The organism is Oscillibacter sp. (assembly GCF_031978065.1).
GTDB lineage: Bacteria > Bacillota > Clostridia > Oscillospirales > Oscillospiraceae > Oscillibacter.
This window is the reverse complement of sequence record NZ_DALZCH010000078.1, coordinates 1-15342: the sequence shown is the minus strand read 5'-3', so window position 1 is coordinate 15342 and position 15342 is coordinate 1. Positions and strand designations below refer to the sequence as shown.

Here is a 15342-nt window from a genome sequence, read left to right as displayed (position 1 = left end):
AAGGCTCACCTCGGGTAAATCCAGGCCCTCCCGCAGGAGGTTGATTCCCACCAGCACGTCGAACTCTCCCAGCCGCAGGCCCCGGATAATCTCCATCCGCTCAATCGTTTCCACGTCGGAGTGCATATAGCGAACCTTGATTCCGGCGTTTTTGAAATACTCCGTCAAATCCTCGGCCATTTTCTTGGTGAGCGTGGTCACCAGCACCCGTTCCCGCCGCTCGGACCGGGCCTGAATCTCCGCAATCAAATCGTCGATCTGGCCCTCCACCGGGCGCACCTCCACCACCGGGTCCAAAAGTCCGGTGGGGCGAATGACCTGCTCCACCACCTGACCCGCATGTTCCCGCTCATAGATGGCGGGGGTGGCGGAGACGTACAGCGCCTGACCCGCCCGCTCCTCAAACTCCTCAAACTTCAGCGGGCGGTTATCAAAGGCGCAAGGAAGGCGGAAACCGTAGTCAATCAGGCTTTGCTTGCGGGCATGGTCGCCGTTGTACATGGCCCGCACCTGTGGCAGCGTCACGTGACTCTCATCCACAAACAGCATAAAGTCCTTGGGAAAAAAGTCCAGCAGCGTCATCGGCGCGGACCCGGCGGGCCGCTGTGAGATGATGCGGGAGTAATTCTCAATGCCGGAGCAGTAGCCCAGCTCCGTCATCATCTCGATGTCGTACTCCACACGCTGGCGGATACGCTGGGCCTCCACCAGCTTGTTACGCTCGGTGAAATACCGAACCTGCTCCTCCAGCTCCTCCCGGATTTCCACGATGGCCCGCTCCATTTTATCCTTGGTGGTGACATAGTGGCTGGCGGGATAGACCACTGCGTGCTCCAGCAGGCGATAGGCCGCGCCGGTTACGGGGTTGAACTCCGTGATGCGGTCGATCTCGTCTCCGAAAAATTCAACCCGAAGGGCCTTGTCTCTGAAATAGGCGGGGTAAATTTCCACCGTGTCCCCCCGGACGCGAAACATATTTCGTTCAAAGGCAATGTCATTCCGCTCGTACCGATCCTCCACCAGACGGCGCAGCAGCTCGTCCCGGTTCAGTGTCTGTCCCGTGCGCATGGAAATCATCAGCCGCGCAAAATCCTCCGGCTCTCCCAAGCCGTAGATACACGAGACGGAGGACACCACAATCACATCCCGGCGCTCCAGCAGGGCGCAGGTGGCGGATAAGCGCAGACGGTCAATCTCGTCGTTGGTGGATGCGTCCTTGGCGATATAAGTGTCCGTGTGGGGAATATAGGCCTCTGGCTGATAGTAGTCGTAATACGAGACAAAATACTCCACGGCGTTGTCGGGAAAGAACGCCTTGAATTCCTCACAAAGCTGGGAGGCCAGTGTTTTATTATGAGCCAGCACCAGCGTAGGCCGTTGGATTTTCTCGATAACCTTGGCCATGGTAAAGGTCTTGCCCGAGCCGGTGACGCCCAGCAAAATCTGCTCGTCCAGCCCGTTTTCAATTCCCCAAGCCAGCTTTTTAATGGCCTCCGGCTGGTCGCCGGAAGGCTCGTAGGGGGAAACGACTTTAAATTTCGGCATAAGCCCTCCTTTTGGGCGGTTTTATCAGGTTGTGAAATAGCCGGAGTCCCGCATGGAAACGAAATCCCCGTCCGCCACGATAATGTGGTCCACCAACTGAATGCCCACGCCTTCAAGCGCCATACGCACCCGGTCTGTGGTTGCAAAGTCTTCTCCGGAGGGCAGCGCCACGCCGCTGGGGTGGTTATGGGAGAGAATCACGGCACTGGCGTTGGCAAGCAGGGCGTTTTCCACCAGCTTGCGGATGTTCAGCTCCGCCCCGTTCACGTCGCCCTCGGTCAAAAGTTTACTCACCAAAAGCTTTCCCTTTCTGTCCAGACACAACTCATAGACCAGCTCGTACTTTTTCCCGTCAAACCGGCGGAGGAGGTATTCCCCGGCCCGCTCCGTGGAGTTGAGAATCACCGGTGCGCTCTCCTTTTCTCTGCTCCGCTCCGTCAGCATGGGTACCAGCCGCAACAGCAGCGCCGCGCTCTCACCCACGCCGTCCACCTTTTGAAGGTCCTCCACCGGAGCGGTGAGCGTTGCCCCCAAAGAGCCGTACCGCTCCAAAAGTACATGGGCCAAAGCGTTGGTATCCCTGCGGGGAATGGCGTAAAATAAAAGCAGCTCCAGCGCCTCGTGGTCGGCAAAGCCCGCAAGACCCGTTTCCAGAAAGCGCCGGCGCATCTTCTCCCGGTGTCCGTCATGGATTCCCATGGACTCCCCCCTCGCAGCGTTATTCTTTGAGATTTACAGGTATACTATTATATCATACGCTTTGTGATCCCACAAGCACTTTTATCGTACAAACGTTTGTCTTACTGAAATCTTGCCGTGCCAAGGCGGAGCAGGCGGCGGCCGCCTTAATTTTTTCTTTTCTCCAATTTTACCGCTCTGCCGGTTGACACAGCGGCTTTTTTGGCATACTATAAAGAGAGAAAAGTGAACAGCGTCCGGTAGGTAAGGCTACCACAGGGATATGGGTTGCTGCCGCGAAATGATGGAGACATCATGAGATGGTTTGAACAGGCGATATCGAACTTTAAGGTATCATCTAATGCAATTTCACTGCCTTGTGAAGCTAAAGCTTGAACGGTGGGGAGGCGGAGCTGTCTCTCGGCAGTGTTTTTCGAGAAAGATTTTCTCAATCGTACCGGACGGGACGATTGGGATTTTTTTACTTTTTAGGGCGCCTGCCCAGCCGATTATATGAAGAAAGGAGGACCCGCGTATGTTGGAATTTGAAAACAAGCGCTTGGAACTGATAGAAAAAATAGAGGAGTTCATCCGCCGAAAACAGTATGCTGCCTTGAGGGACCTCCTGTGTCTCTTAGAGGCGGCGGACATTGCCCCTTTGATGGACGGCCTTTCGGAGGAGGACCTTCCGCTTCTTTTTCGCCTGCTTCCCAAAGAACTGGCTGCGGCGGTATTTGTGGAGTTGGATTCGGACGAACAGGAGCTTTTGATTCAGGGCTTTTCCAACACGGAGCTAAAAGAGGTGCTGGACGAGCTGTATTTGGACGACGCGGTGGACATTGTTGAGGAAATGCCCGCCAACGTAGTCAAACGGATTCTGATGCACTCCGCCCCGGATATGCGCAAGAGCATCAACGAAATCCTGAAATATCCAGAGGATTCCGCCGGCAGCATCATGACCACGGAATTTGTGGACCTGAAGACCTCCATGACCGTGGAGGACGCATTCAAGCGCATCCGCCGCACCGGCCCCGACAAGGAAACCATTAACATCTGCTATGTCATTGACGACAACCGCACCCTTATCGGACTGGTTTCTCTCCGCACGCTGCTGCTGGCGGAGGAGGACGCAGTCATCGGAGACATCATGGAGACCAACTTCGTCTCCGTCTCCACGCTGGACGATCAGGAATACACCGCCCGCACCCTTTCCAAATACGACTTTCTGGCTCTGCCGGTGGTGGACACGGAAAACCGACTGGTGGGTATCGTCACCGTTGACGACGCCATGGACGTTTTGCAGGAGGAGGTCACCGAGGACATCGAAAAGATGGCGGCAATTCTCCCCTCCGACAAGCCATATCTGAAAACCGATATTTTCGAGATGTTTAAATCTCGCATTCCGTGGCTTTTGCTTCTGATGATTTCCGCAACCTTTACGGGGCAGATTATTTCCAGCTTTGAAAACGCGCTGGCCGCCGCGACCATCCTAACCGCCTATATCCCCATGCTGATGGACACGGGCGGCAATGCCGGCTCCCAATCGGCAGTTACTGTGATTCGCGGAATTTCACTGAATGAGATTGCATTCAGTGATATTCTTCGGGTCATCTGGAAGGAAATCCGGGTTTCCCTGCTGTGCGGACTGACGCTGGCCACAGCCAACTTTCTCAAGCTGATTTTGATAGATCAGATGCTGTTCCACAATTCTGCAGTGACCCCCATGGTGGCTCTGGTTGTGTGCTCCACTCTGATCGTCACCGTATTTTCGGCCAAGGTGGTGGGCTGCGCCCTTCCTCTGCTGGCAAAGCGGGTGGGCTTTGACCCGGCGGTGATGGCCTCTCCCATCATCACCACCATCGTAGACGCCATCTCTCTTTCCATTTACTTTTCTTTTGCCTCCGCCATTTTGCATTTGGGCTGATAGCTCCTCATTTAAAACAGCGCTGTTTCGCATTGCCTCTTCTCTGCGCTCCGGCGGCAGGGTTACGGAATCCCTTTTGCGGAAAACCGCTCGACAAAAAGCACATTCTGGCGGCAATGCCGCCAGAATGTGCTTTTCTTTCGGAAACATAGGGACCGAATCGCTTACTTTGCTTTTTTCTCCAGCGCCCGGGCCGGGTCGGAGAAGTACTCTCTCACCAGCTTGAAGACCACAGGGGACAGCAACAGCAGCGCAATCAGGTTGGGAATCGCCATCAGGCCGTTCAGCGTGTCGGCAATATCCCATGCCAACTGAAGCTCCATGGTGGCGCCCACAATCATAAATAGGCAGAACAGCACCTGATACGGCTTGATAATTCTGGTGCCGAACAGGAACTCTGCGCAGCGGGTGCCATACAGACCCCAGCTCAGAACCGTGGACAGGGCAAACAGAGTCAGTCCGATTGCGACGACCACACCGGCAGCCTTTCCGCCGAAGGTGGTGGAGAATGCGGAAATTGCCAGACCCGCGCCCGCGGACTGTCCAAATTCAATGGACATGGCGTTATCGCCGGTATAGGCGCACATCACGGTCAGCGCGGTCAGCGTGCAGATCACGATGGTATCGGCAAACACCTCGAACACGCCGAACAGGCCCTGACGGACAGCACTGTCCGTGTCGGCGGCGGCATGGGCGATAGGTGCGGAGCCAAGACCGGCCTCGTTGGAGAAGATGCCGCGGCCAACACCCTTGGTGATGGCCTGCTTGATGCCGACGCCGGCGACGCCGCCCACCACAGCGCCGGGATTAAAGGCGCCGATAAAAATGTCGCTGAAAACTTTCCCGACATGCTGAGAATTTGTGATAATCACCGCCAGACAGCCAAGGATGTAAATAATGGCCATGACGGGAACCAGCTTTTCAGTCACGCTGCCGATACGCTTCAGTCCGCCCAGATATACCAGCGCGGAAATGGAAGCCACGACGATGCCGATAATCAGATAAACGATATTCATGGCGCCATCGCTCATGGTGACGAACTCACCAATGGCGGAGCCGATGGTGGTGGCGATAGTGTTCACCTGCGTCATGTTGCCGATGCCGAAGGCAGCCAGCATACCGAAGATAGCAAACAACGTGCCCAGCCACTTCCAATTCTGGCCCAGACCGTTTTTAATGTAATACATGGGGCCGCCGACCCAGTCGCCCTTGTCGTTGCGCTCACGGTATTTGATGGCAAGGGTAACCTCGGCAAACTTGGTGCACATACCCACCAGCGCGGAGACCCACATCCAGAAAATCGCGCCGGGACCGCCCACGGCGATCGCGCCGCACACACCCGCGATGTTGCCGGTGCCCACGGTGGCCGCCAGCGCGGTGGTCAGCGCCTGGAGCGGCGTTACCGCACCCTCTTTGGCCTCCACCTTATGAAAGACCTTTCCGATGGTGTTCTTCATTGCGTAGCCAAACTTTGAGAACTGCAGGAACCCGGTGCGGATAGTCAGGTAAAGGCCGGTTCCGATAATCAGAATCATCATCGGAATACCCCAGACGATGCCATTGATTTTGCCGTTAATTTCAGCAATTATCTCTGCCATTTTTTAATTTCCCCCTCTTCCATTTTATTCGCGGCTCTTCCGCGGCTTTCGGAGCCGTATAAATTCCCTCTCATGAAGAACTGTATTGGCTCCCTTTCGATTTTATTCTAGCACCGCCGTTGAAATGTTGCAACAACGGGTTCACAATTTCGCAACAATTGTCTGTTTTATACAATTTTACATGCAACGTTTATCTCATTTTATAATTTTTGTTAATTGCGTAAACGTTAGTTCACTTTTTTCTTTTTTTATTTATATATAAATCCAGTTGCGACAGGAAGACGCAAGGGCATTTTTTTACGGTGCTCCCTTGGTGTCGTTTTGCTTCTCCGTGGGTCTTTGGGGCCTTTGTCCGAGAGAAAGCAGATTCCCCGCCGACCGGATAAATTTGGTCCAAATTTATGGACGGGGCATGAATTTTCCATATAAACGTTGCAATTTCAAGAAAAAATGGTATGATACGAGGTATTAGTCAGCTCCCCAAATTTAAAAGCGAAGGACTTGATTCCATGACAAAAATTGACATTATTTCCGGCTTTCTCGGCGCCGGAAAAACAACGCTTATCAAAAAGCTGCTGGCCGAGGCCTATCAGGGCGAAAAGCTGGTGCTCATTGAGAACGAATTCGGCGAAATCAGCATTGACGGCGGCTTTTTAAAGGAATCCGGCGTGCAGATTTCCGAGATGTCCTCCGGCTGCATCTGCTGCTCTCTGGTGGGCGACTTCAGCCAAGCGCTTCAGGACGTGCAGGGGCAGTTTCACCCTGACCGCATTTTGATCGAGCCCTCCGGTGTGGGCAAGCTCAGCGACGTGATTGCCGCCGTGCAGGACACGGTGTCCAAAAGCGCCGACATGGAGCTGAACAGCTTTGTCACGGTGGCGGACGCTTCCAAGGTGAAGGTCTATATGAAAAACTTTGGCGAGTTTTACAACAATCAGGTGGAATCCGCAGGAACCATTATTCTCTCCCGGACGCAGAAGCTGTCCGCTGAAAAGCTGGACGCCGCCGTGGCCATGCTGCGGGAGCTGAACCCCCAGGCCGCCATTCTCACCACCCCTTGGGACCAATTGGACGGCAAAACTATTCTCTCCGCCATTGAAAAAGTATCTCTGGCGGACGAACTGCTGGAGCGCATCCGCGCCGAGCACACGGCAGATGCCCATGAACACGAGCATCATCACGACCACGAACATGACCATGAACACCATCATGACCATGAATGCGAGTGCGGCGACTCCGACTGCTCCTGTCATGATCACCACCACGAGCATGAGCATCATCATGACCATGAGCACGAACACGATCATCATGAACACCATCATGACCATGCGCACGAGTGCAGCGACCCCGATTGCTCCTGCCACCACCATCACGCGGACGAGGTGTTTACCAGTTGGGGTGCGGAGACACCCAAGGTCTTCACAGAAGTGGGCATTCGCGCCATTCTGGAAAAGCTGGACTCCGGCGACTTTGGCAAGGTTCTGCGGGCCAAGGGCATTCTTCCGGCGGGGGATGGCGGATGGCTTCACTTTGACTACGTGCCCGAGGAGGCAGAGGTCCGGCGGGGTACCCCCGACTACACGGGCCGCCTGTGTGTCATCGGCGCGGAGCTGAACGAAGCGAAGCTCAAAGTGCTGTTTGGCCTATAAAATAAGTTTCAATTGCTGTAAAGGATTTTTCATTTATGGATATACCCGTTTATCTCATCGCCGGCTTTTTGGACGGCGGCAAAACCAATTTTATTAACGGCATTTTGCAGGACGGCTTCGCCAAGGAAGACAAAACCCTTCTTCTCTGCTGCGAGGAGGGGGAAGAGGAATACGACAAGGCCGCTCTTTCCAATGTCACGGTGGTGACCATAGAGAGCGAAAAGGCGCTGACCTGTTCGTTTTTGAAGGAGTGCGAAAAAAAGTACAAGCCCCGTCAGGTACTGATTGAATACAACGGCATGTGGCAGCTTGAGCGGCTTTACCGGGACGTGCTTCCAGCCAACTGGGTGCTGTATCAGATTATGTGCATGGTGCAGGCTTCCACCTTTGAAGCCTATGCCAAAAACATGGGTCAGCTTATGATGGAGAAGATTACAGGCGCGGACATGCTGGTCTTCAACCGCTGCACCCCGGAGCTGCGGGAAAGCCTGCGCAAGCGCAATCTGCGGATGGTGAACCGCCGGGCGGACATTTATCTGGAGAATGTAGACGGCACCAGCGAGGACTATCTCACCGGCGACGAGTGCCCCTTTGACATGACGCAGGAGGTCATCGACATCCCCGACGAGGACTTCGGGGTGTGGTATGTGGACGTGATGGACCACCCCGACCGGTATCGGGGCAAGCTGGTCCACATGATGGTGGTAATGTGCCACTCCTCACAGTATCCCGGCATAGACTGCCCGGGCCGGTTTGCCATGGTGTGCTGCGATAAGGACGTGACTTTCCTGGGCCTGATTGCCCGTGGCGAGGGACTTGACCGCTTCAAAAATCACGACTGGATGGAGATTACCGCCAAAATGGACGTGGAGGAGCACCCCGCCTACAAGGGTCCCGGCCCGGTGATGCACATCGTCTCGGTGGCGGACGGCAAGAAACCCCGGCAAGAAATTGTGTCGTTTTAAAGCTCACTTTAATACAATTTGTAATATTTTAGAAAGAAGCTCCCCTCTGTTGTCGAACAGAGGGGAGCTTTGCCGCATATTGACAGATTGTTTTCAGATGAAACCGCAGAGAAAGCTCCGATACTTCCGGACAACCGTCCGCAAACTCAGCGCTCCCAAAAAAGCGGGGAAGCACCATAGGCAGACAGATTGGTACTGCCCAGCCGCTTCCGCAAAAAGACCGCCGCCCAGCCGGGCGGCAGTCTTTCTAAAAAACGGTCAATGTCTGGGGTTTTCCATCACCACCCGGCAGGCGGAGATGATCTGGGATGTGACTGCGGCGTTATAGTGGTTTTCATACACAGAGAAGGGGAACCTCTGGCATTTTTGCAGTACAATGTACTTTGGCTCCAGATGGCTCAGCGCCAACGCCTCCACATCCGCCTGACACCGGCTGCACGGGCAAACACCCAGAAGCTTGATATATTTAGGCACCTTTTCCCGCACCAGCGCCTGCATGACGTTGACGTACTCACTCTCATCTCCCATACCTGACGGGGCCTGAGGCTCTCCGGCAAGCATTGGCGCCGCTGACCTCACGGGCGTGCGCCGTCCGATGGAAGAAATAGGCGGCACCACAGCCGAAGGCGCGGCGGGCGAAGACGGACTGGAAGGCGACGCGTAATCTCCCGTTTTAATAACCTCCGGCTGAAGGACTGAAAATGTGTCGCTCTCCTCCCGCTCCACTTCCTCCCGCAGAGCCTCCCGAATCTGATTGGAAAGCTCCTCGTGGGCGTGCTCCACCTCCACCATGGGAACAACCGGCGCAATGACCGGCGGCGGCGCGATAACGGGCGGCGAGCTAACGGCCTCGGCCGTTGCCGCAGACGGAGAAACCAGCGCAGCGGTGGGTACTTCCTCGGCCGTTGCCCGGCCTGCCGTGATGACATTCAGCACGTGAGCCGTTTTATTGGTAGACTTTTTGTTGGCGGGCATGATGCATTCCTCCTGCTGGCAGACCGTTTCACCGGGTCCCTTGCCGCTCTTGCAGCAAAGAAGTAATTTCCGAGGTGAGATGCTGGAAATCGTCGGCGGGCTTTGAATTGGGCGCGTAGCTGAGAACACTTTCGCCGTGGGCGGGAGCCTCGGCCACGGCGATACTGGAACGGATTACGGATTTAAATACGCTGGTTTTTAACTGCTTGGCAATCTGGTCGGCCATCTCGCTGACCTCGCGGTTCAGGGTCAGGCGGGCGTTATATTTATTTAGCAGAATCCCCAGAACCCACAGCTTGGGGTTGTAACAACTCTGCACAGTGTCAATGGTTTCCTTGATCTGGGCCACGCCCAGAAGGCTCAGGATTTCCGGCACCATGGGAATCACCAGCGTGTCCGAAGCCACATACGCGTTCACGGTCAGCACGTTCAGCGCGGGCGGCGTGTCAATAATGACATAGTCATACCGCTCTGCCACGCCCATCAGCTTATTGCGCAGCATAAACTCGCGTCCGGTGCGGTTAAATTCCAGCTCTGCCGCGGAAAGAAGAATATTGGCCGGAAGCAGGTCGATTCCGTGGGAATCGGTGATGGCCTCGTCCACCGTAACCCGGTCTTTAAACAAATCGTAGACCGTGGCGCAGTTTTCCGTATCCAGTCCGAGGCTGAAGCTCAAACTGCCCTGCGGATCCAGGTCCACGCCAAGAACGCGCTGTCCGCGCTCATACAGCGCATACAGCAGCGCGGCGGCAGTGGTGGTCTTTCCCACGCCGCCCTTTTGATTTGTGACCGTCATGATTGTTGCCAAACCGAAACCTCCCATTTGATTAAAAAACTTTGTCGAAACTCTTAACTTTACTATACTATATGTCGATAAAAAAGTATAGAGACAGAATTAAATTTTCTTTTAAGCCGCCGCCCCGGGAAAGCCCCGCGCAGGCGCGGATCAAGGAAGGAGCGATCAGTATGGCATCCGTCAGCGGAGTCACCAGCAGCAATTCCAGCAGCATCTACGGCAATCGGAACGTTTTGTCCGGCCTCGCCACGGGAATGGATACAGAGTCGATGATTGAAAACGCCGTCAGCGGCTATAATCTTAAAATTTCGTCCCTTCAGCAAAAGCAGACCAAACTGACGTGGCAGCAGGAGGCCCTCCGCGAAATTTCCAGCCCCATGATTAAATTTGCGCAGAAATACACCTCCTACAACTCGTCCACAAATCTGCTCAGCCCCAGCTATTTCAATAAAGCCGTGATCACCTCCACCAACGGGGCCAACGCGTCCAAGGTTTCCGCCTCCGGCAAAACCTCCAGCGACGTGCAGATTTCGGGCGTGAAGCAGTTGGCCACCAAGTCTACCTACAGCGCTTCCGCGGCGGATTTGTTCAGCGATCTGGGCATCACCGGAAAGGATGGCATCGCCACCATCATCGGAAGCGATCTGGACTTGTCCAAGCAGATGGATTTGAGCAAGGTCAGCGGCACGCTGACCTTGAGCTACGGTAGCAGCCGTTCCATCGATCTGAGCTTCGGCGATTTGGAGACGTATGCCTCGGCGGATGACTTTGTGCGGGCCATCAACGTGAAGCTGGCCTCCACCACGGTGACGGATTCCAAGGGCGAGAGCGTACCCGCCCTGACCATGGTGAAAGCCTCTTTGGGCGACGACGGAAAGGTGAGCTTTATTGACAATCAGAGTGCCGGAAACACCGTCACCGTGACCGGCGCCACCGGAAAGCTGAAGGAAACCCTGAATGTTGACACGAGCAAAAAGGAATCCTTCCTCACCATTCCCTCACAGGACGGCGATCTGATTGATCTGGTGGACAAAAGCGGCACTGCGGGCAAATACCTTTCCGGAAAGACGATTTCCATGTCGGTGGACGGCAAGACCAAAACCATCACGCTGCCCTCCTACAATCCAGATAATTTGGATTTGACCGCTGTCACCCCGGAGGAAAAAAAGGAGTTGACCGCTTCCTTTGTAACCGGCCTGCAAAGCGCCGTGAAGAATGCGTTTGGCTCCAACGTGAAGGTGGAACTGAACGGCGACAAGCTGCAATTCATGGGACAGAAGGGCTCCACCATTACCATTTCCGCCACTTCCGACGTGGGTACGGCCTTGGGTCTTAGCGGCAGCTTTACCTCCAGCTATCTGGACACCGGCAAGACGCTTGGCTCTCTGTTGGGGAAGTTTTCCGGCTCCAACTCGGAAAAGTTGGGCGCGGACGAAAACGGAAACGGCGGGATTGAGGGAACGGTACTTCGCTCCAACCCCGACAAGATCACCAAAAAAAGTGACGGCACTTACGTGGACTCGAACGGTAACAAAACCGATGAGAACGGCTATCGTCTGGGGTCGGACGGCAAGCAGCTTTACGGTTATGAGCTGGAAATCAGCGGCAAAAAGCTGACCTTTACCCGCGATTCCTCTTTGGACGCCGTGTTTTCCGCCATCAATTCTGAATCCGTGGGCCTGAGCGCCAGCTTTTCCAAAACAACGAACCAAATTCAACTCGCCTCCAGAGAAACCGGCGCGGCCAGCCAAATTGTTATCAACGACACCATTTCGGAGGGGGAGAACAAAGGAAAGCTCAACCTAGCCGCCCTTCTGTTTGGCGCGGTGAACGACTCCGACGAGGAGATTGCCGCCGGCATCTACAAGGCCCCCGAGGATGCGTACAAGGCGGGACAAGACGCCGTGTTCAGCATGGAAGTCAACGGCGTGAACATGGGCACCATCACCCGCTCGGACAATAATTTCAACGTGGATGGTCTGTCCATCACTCTAAAAGAAACGTTTGGAACCTATTCCGCCGACACGGTGGACACCAACGGAAACACCGTTCTCGGCACGCTGCAAGACAGCCCCGAAGCGGTCACGTTTACCTCCGTCTCAGACGCGGACACACTGGTGGATACCATCACCGGCATGGTGGATGAGCTGAACGAAATTCTAAAGTCGGTGCGGGATGCCCACGCCACCCTGCCCAACTATAAGAGCGACAAGAAAACCCGCTACGAACCGCTTACCGACGATGACAAGAGCGGCATGACGGACTCCGCCATAGAAAAGTACGAGGAGAAGGCAAAGCAGGGTATTTTGTTTGGCGACAGCGATCTTACCAGCCTGTACAGCAAGCTTCTCACCGCTATCTCGCCCAGCGGCGCTGCCGGAAGTGCACTTTCGGCAATGGGTATCTCCACCACCTATTCCGACGGCGTCACAACGCTTCAGATAGACGAGGATGCGCTGCGAGACGCACTGACCAACGACCCCGACGGCGTGCGTGACGCGTTTACCTCCACCACCGGAAGCGGTGGACTGATGGTCACCGTCAGCAAGGTAATCTCCGACTACGCCTCCACCACCGGCGCGACAAAGGGCATTCTGGTGCAGAAAGCCGGCTCTGTCTATTCGCCTTTGTCGGTGCTGTCAAACAACATACAGGATCAGATCGAAGAGTATGATGATCAGGTCACAAGATGGCAGGACAAGCTTTCCGATCAGGTGGATTACTATACCAGAATGTTCACCCGGCTGGAGCAGCTCACCAGCTCCATGAATTCTCAAAGCTCCATGATTACAAGCATGCTGGGCGGCTGAGACAAGTAAACCCGCGGCAAAGCCGCGACCATAAAACGGAGGAACACGCATGGAAGCACAGGGGTATCAGCAGTATAAGCAGCAGTCCGTCAGCACCATGACCCCGGGAGAACTGCTGATCGTTTTATATGATGAGCTGGTAAAACGCGCGGCCCGGGCGGACATCGCGCTGGGGCAGACGGATTATCCGCTGTTTGAGGCGTCGGTGGACCGGTGCCTGGATATTCTTCACTATTTGGACAACACGCTGGACAATCAGTATCCCATCAGCCGGGAACTGCACCGGCTGTACGACTTTTTCTGCTATGATTTCAGCCGCGTCAAGGCCGGGCGGAACCAGGCGGAGCTAAAGCAGCTTCTCACCATGGTAGGCGACCTGCGGGACACCTTCCGCGCGGCGGAAAAGGACTCGCCGGAACGATGAGTGAACTGTGGGAAAAGTCTCTGCCGGGGCTGCTCGTGCTGGAGCGAAGCATTTTCCGCAAGCTGGGCGAGGTGATTGGCATCACCCGGGAGCTGGCGGAAGCCGTGGACCGGGAAGATCAAGTTTCCGTGCGGCTGCTGCTGACAGGCAGGCACCGGCCCCTGCTTGAATTGCAGGAGTTGAACGCCGCGCTGGAATTGAAACGCTGCGACTTAAGCGGCGAGGACGAGGCCGCCTTTGACCGGCTGGTAAAGCAAAATGGCCCGCCCCACAGTGAGGTGGAGCGGGAGGTTGCTGAGCAAATTGCCCAAAACCGCCGTACGCTGGAGCAGCTTGCCGAGCTGGACCGTCACGTAAACGAAAAGCTCTGCCGGGACAAATCGTTTTATCGCAAGCATTGAGACGGATTCTGAAACAAAAAAGCGGCGGAGGAAGCGCCCCCAACCGGGGCGGTCCCTCCGCCTGTTTTCCTTTTTTCGTCTATTTATGAATCCGCCGGAGATAAAAGCCACAGTGGCGCGCCGCTGCTCCGGCTTTCGGACAGCTCATCCAAAATTACCTGCGGGTCCCACACGGCGAGGCTTCTCTCTCGGCTGCTGGGGTCCGCCACCAGAATGCCGCCGTCCAGCGTGGCCCCGCGTAGGAGGATGAAATGCCCGCCGTTGGTGAAATGACCCTTGATCATCAGGGCCACGGCCATCTTCCCCGCGGCCAGCTCCAGCCGCAATCGCTCCGCGTCGCAGTTCGGCAGGGACTCCACCTCCAGCCCGTAGGCCGCAGCCACACCATTTACAATGGAGAGATAGGACCCGCTGCGTCGCGCCCAATGCCCGTTTTCAGCAGCCCACTGCGCCATCTCCCCGGGGTCCACCGCTCGGTCGGTCAGGCTGGAAACAGCCATGGACAGGCAGGTGGGACCGCAGCCATACCGACCCAGCGTGTCTCGCCCATAGGGCTGGTCAGCCCAAGTCTCGTCGGTCTGATTGTAATAAAAAACCTCCCGGTTTCCGCCGGTAAGAACCTCGCCCGTCTCCCGTTGCTCCAACGCGGTAACAGCGGGGTCCGCCAAGAGGACCGGCTCCTCGTCCGGCTCCAGAACCGCCTGACTTTCCAGCTCCTCCCCGTCCTTGCGCAGCACCCCGGTGACAGCGGAGGCCGCTTTGTCCCACACGTTGGAAGCGCCGTCGGACGCCGCCCTGTATACCGTCCGGGCGCCGTCGGAGACCATGGCCCACGCGGAGGAGGCTGTCCGCCGCACAGGGGTCATAATCCGCTCGTACAGCACCGGGTCCGCCACCCGGCACACGGCCAACTCCGCCGTCCCGATGCAAACGATGGCAAGCACAGAGACGGCAAGCAGTTTTTTTAAGCGAGAGCCGCGCTTCACAGGCCGCCGCCCCCTTCCAAACTTTTGTATCATTTAGGGCTTTTCATATGTTGCGTTTTATGATAAAGTACAAATAAACGCGAAAATAGGAATTTTTTGTCGAGGATGTTACGAGGAGAACCCACTCCATCGCAAATTTCTCTGGATTTCAGTAAGATTATAACAGACCCCGTTAAAAATGTATAGATGTTGCCACCGCAAAACGCGGCGGAGATGGAGAGCAGGCCTGATGCCGACAGTCGAACTGAAAAATGCAACAAAGCGCTATCGCGGCGAGCACGGATTGATTGAGGCTGTCAGTGACATCAATCTCATCGTCCGGCAGGGGGAATTCGTGTTCGTTGTTGGCAGCAGCGGCGCGGGAAAAAGCACGCTGCTGCAACTGATTGCCGGTCAAATCCGCGCGGACGAGGGACAGGTGCTGCTGGATGGGCTGAATGTGGCCCCGCTGCCGCTGTTTTCCTCGGCAAGGGTACGCAGAAGCTTTGGATATGTAGCGCAGGAGCCACACCTGATGCGACGGCGCACGATTTATGAGAATCTTGCCATGGTGGCCCGTGTGAGCGGACTGACCCGGGGGAAAAAGCTGCG

Annotated in this window: 13 protein-coding genes and 1 riboswitch; of the genes, 7 read left to right on the top strand and 6 right to left on the bottom strand. The window is 55.6% G+C overall.

Going from position 1 to position 15342, the window contains the following annotated elements; genetic code table 11:
* Together uvrB and RTK01_RS11755 are read right to left on the bottom strand one after the other, a co-directional pair.
* Positions 1-1545, bottom strand: a 1545-nt coding sequence (uvrB, locus tag RTK01_RS11760) for an excinuclease ABC subunit UvrB (RefSeq protein WP_312281155.1), incomplete at its 3' end; no start/stop codon positions are given.
* A gap of 24 nt (positions 1546-1569) precedes the next feature.
* The gene (locus RTK01_RS11755) at positions 1570-2244 is read right to left on the bottom strand and encodes a DNA repair protein RadC (protein WP_312281154.1); all 675 of its coding nucleotides are present in this window, start codon (positions 2242-2244) and stop codon (positions 1570-1572) included.
* A 228-nt stretch (positions 2245-2472) separates the two neighbouring features.
* A riboswitch (M-box (ykoK) riboswitch) is annotated at positions 2473-2635 on the top strand.
* 123 nt (positions 2636-2758) lie between these two features.
* On the opposite strand from RTK01_RS11755, the gene mgtE reads away from it, so the two are divergent.
* Positions 2759-4147, top strand: coding sequence for a magnesium transporter (gene mgtE, locus RTK01_RS11750; protein WP_312281153.1), 1389 nt, complete (start codon positions 2759-2761; stop codon positions 4145-4147).
* Between the two features lie 164 nt (positions 4148-4311).
* Here mgtE and RTK01_RS11745 read toward each other — a convergent pair whose 3' ends face one another.
* A complete protein-coding gene (locus tag RTK01_RS11745; protein ID WP_312281152.1) occupies positions 4312-5745 on the bottom strand; it encodes a sodium:alanine symporter family protein in 1434 nt (477 codons plus the stop codon).
* Positions 5746-6254: 509 nt separating this feature from the next.
* On the opposite strand from RTK01_RS11745, the gene RTK01_RS11740 reads away from it, so the two are divergent.
* Positions 6255-7394, top strand: a complete 1140-nt coding sequence (locus RTK01_RS11740; RefSeq protein WP_312281151.1) for a GTP-binding protein — start codon at positions 6255-6257, stop codon at positions 7392-7394.
* A gap of 35 nt (positions 7395-7429) precedes the next feature.
* On the top strand, positions 7430-8359 hold the full coding sequence (locus RTK01_RS11735; protein ID WP_312281150.1) for a GTP-binding protein: 930 nt from the start codon (positions 7430-7432) through the stop codon (positions 8357-8359).
* A gap of 258 nt (positions 8360-8617) precedes the next feature.
* Here RTK01_RS11735 and RTK01_RS11730 read toward each other — a convergent pair whose 3' ends face one another.
* Both RTK01_RS11730 and RTK01_RS11725 read right to left on the bottom strand, forming a co-directional pair.
* Positions 8618-9334: a late competence development ComFB family protein gene (locus RTK01_RS11730; RefSeq protein ID WP_312281149.1), complete on the bottom strand. Its 717-nt coding sequence runs from the start codon at positions 9332-9334 to the stop codon at positions 8618-8620.
* 28 nt (positions 9335-9362) lie between these two features.
* Positions 9363-10142 carry a ParA family protein gene (locus RTK01_RS11725; RefSeq protein ID WP_312281148.1) on the bottom strand — a complete coding sequence of 260 codons (780 nt, stop codon included), beginning with the start codon at positions 10140-10142 and terminating at the stop codon, positions 9363-9365.
* A gap of 158 nt (positions 10143-10300) precedes the next feature.
* On the opposite strand from RTK01_RS11725, the gene fliD reads away from it, so the two are divergent.
* Genes fliD through RTK01_RS11710 form a run of 3 tightly spaced genes read left to right on the top strand, consistent with a single transcriptional unit; the run spans position 10301 to position 13765 of the window.
* Positions 10301-12940: a flagellar filament capping protein FliD gene (fliD, locus tag RTK01_RS11720; RefSeq protein WP_312281147.1), complete on the top strand. Its 2640-nt coding sequence runs from the start codon at positions 10301-10303 to the stop codon at positions 12938-12940.
* Between the two features lie 49 nt (positions 12941-12989).
* Positions 12990-13364 carry a flagellar export chaperone FliS gene (locus RTK01_RS11715; protein WP_312281146.1) on the top strand — a complete coding sequence of 125 codons (375 nt, stop codon included), beginning with the start codon at positions 12990-12992 and terminating at the stop codon, positions 13362-13364.
* Complete coding sequence (locus tag RTK01_RS11710; protein ID WP_312281145.1) at positions 13361-13765, top strand: hypothetical protein; 405 nt, start codon at positions 13361-13363, stop codon at positions 13763-13765. The genes RTK01_RS11715 and RTK01_RS11710 overlap by 4 nt, the downstream gene beginning before the upstream one ends.
* 83 nt (positions 13766-13848) lie before the next feature.
* Here RTK01_RS11710 and RTK01_RS11705 read toward each other — a convergent pair whose 3' ends face one another.
* Complete coding sequence (locus tag RTK01_RS11705) at positions 13849-14751, bottom strand: C39 family peptidase (RefSeq protein WP_312281144.1); 903 nt, start codon at positions 14749-14751, stop codon at positions 13849-13851.
* Positions 14752-14980: 229 nt separating this feature from the next.
* Here RTK01_RS11705 and RTK01_RS11700 point away from each other — a divergent pair.
* Positions 14981-15342 (top strand): ATP-binding cassette domain-containing protein (locus RTK01_RS11700; RefSeq protein WP_312281143.1); only part of this gene is annotated, 362 nt, incomplete at its 3' end.

Bases quoted from the DNA above. Each gene is read 5' to 3' on its own strand.
- RTK01_RS11710 (WP_312281145.1), top strand. From the start codon at position 13,361: ATGAGTGAACTGTGGGAAAAGTCTCTGCCGGGGCTGCTCGTGCTGGAG.
- fliD (WP_312281147.1), top strand. From the start codon at position 10,301: ATGGCATCCGTCAGCGGAGTCACCAGCAGCAATTCCAGCAGCATCTAC.
- RTK01_RS11715 (WP_312281146.1), top strand. From the start codon at position 12,990: ATGGAAGCACAGGGGTATCAGCAGTATAAGCAGCAGTCCGTCAGCACC.
- RTK01_RS11735 (WP_312281150.1), top strand. From the start codon at position 7,430: ATGGATATACCCGTTTATCTCATCGCCGGCTTTTTGGACGGCGGCAAA.
- RTK01_RS11730 (WP_312281149.1), bottom strand. From the start codon at position 9,334: ATGCCCGCCAACAAAAAGTCTACCAATAAAACGGCTCACGTGCTGAAT.
- RTK01_RS11740 (WP_312281151.1), top strand. From the start codon at position 6,255: ATGACAAAAATTGACATTATTTCCGGCTTTCTCGGCGCCGGAAAAACA.
- RTK01_RS11755 (WP_312281154.1), bottom strand. From the start codon at position 2,244: ATGGGAATCCATGACGGACACCGGGAGAAGATGCGCCGGCGCTTTCTG.
- mgtE (WP_312281153.1), top strand. From the start codon at position 2,759: ATGTTGGAATTTGAAAACAAGCGCTTGGAACTGATAGAAAAAATAGAG.
- RTK01_RS11745 (WP_312281152.1), bottom strand. From the start codon at position 5,745: ATGGCAGAGATAATTGCTGAAATTAACGGCAAAATCAATGGCATCGTC.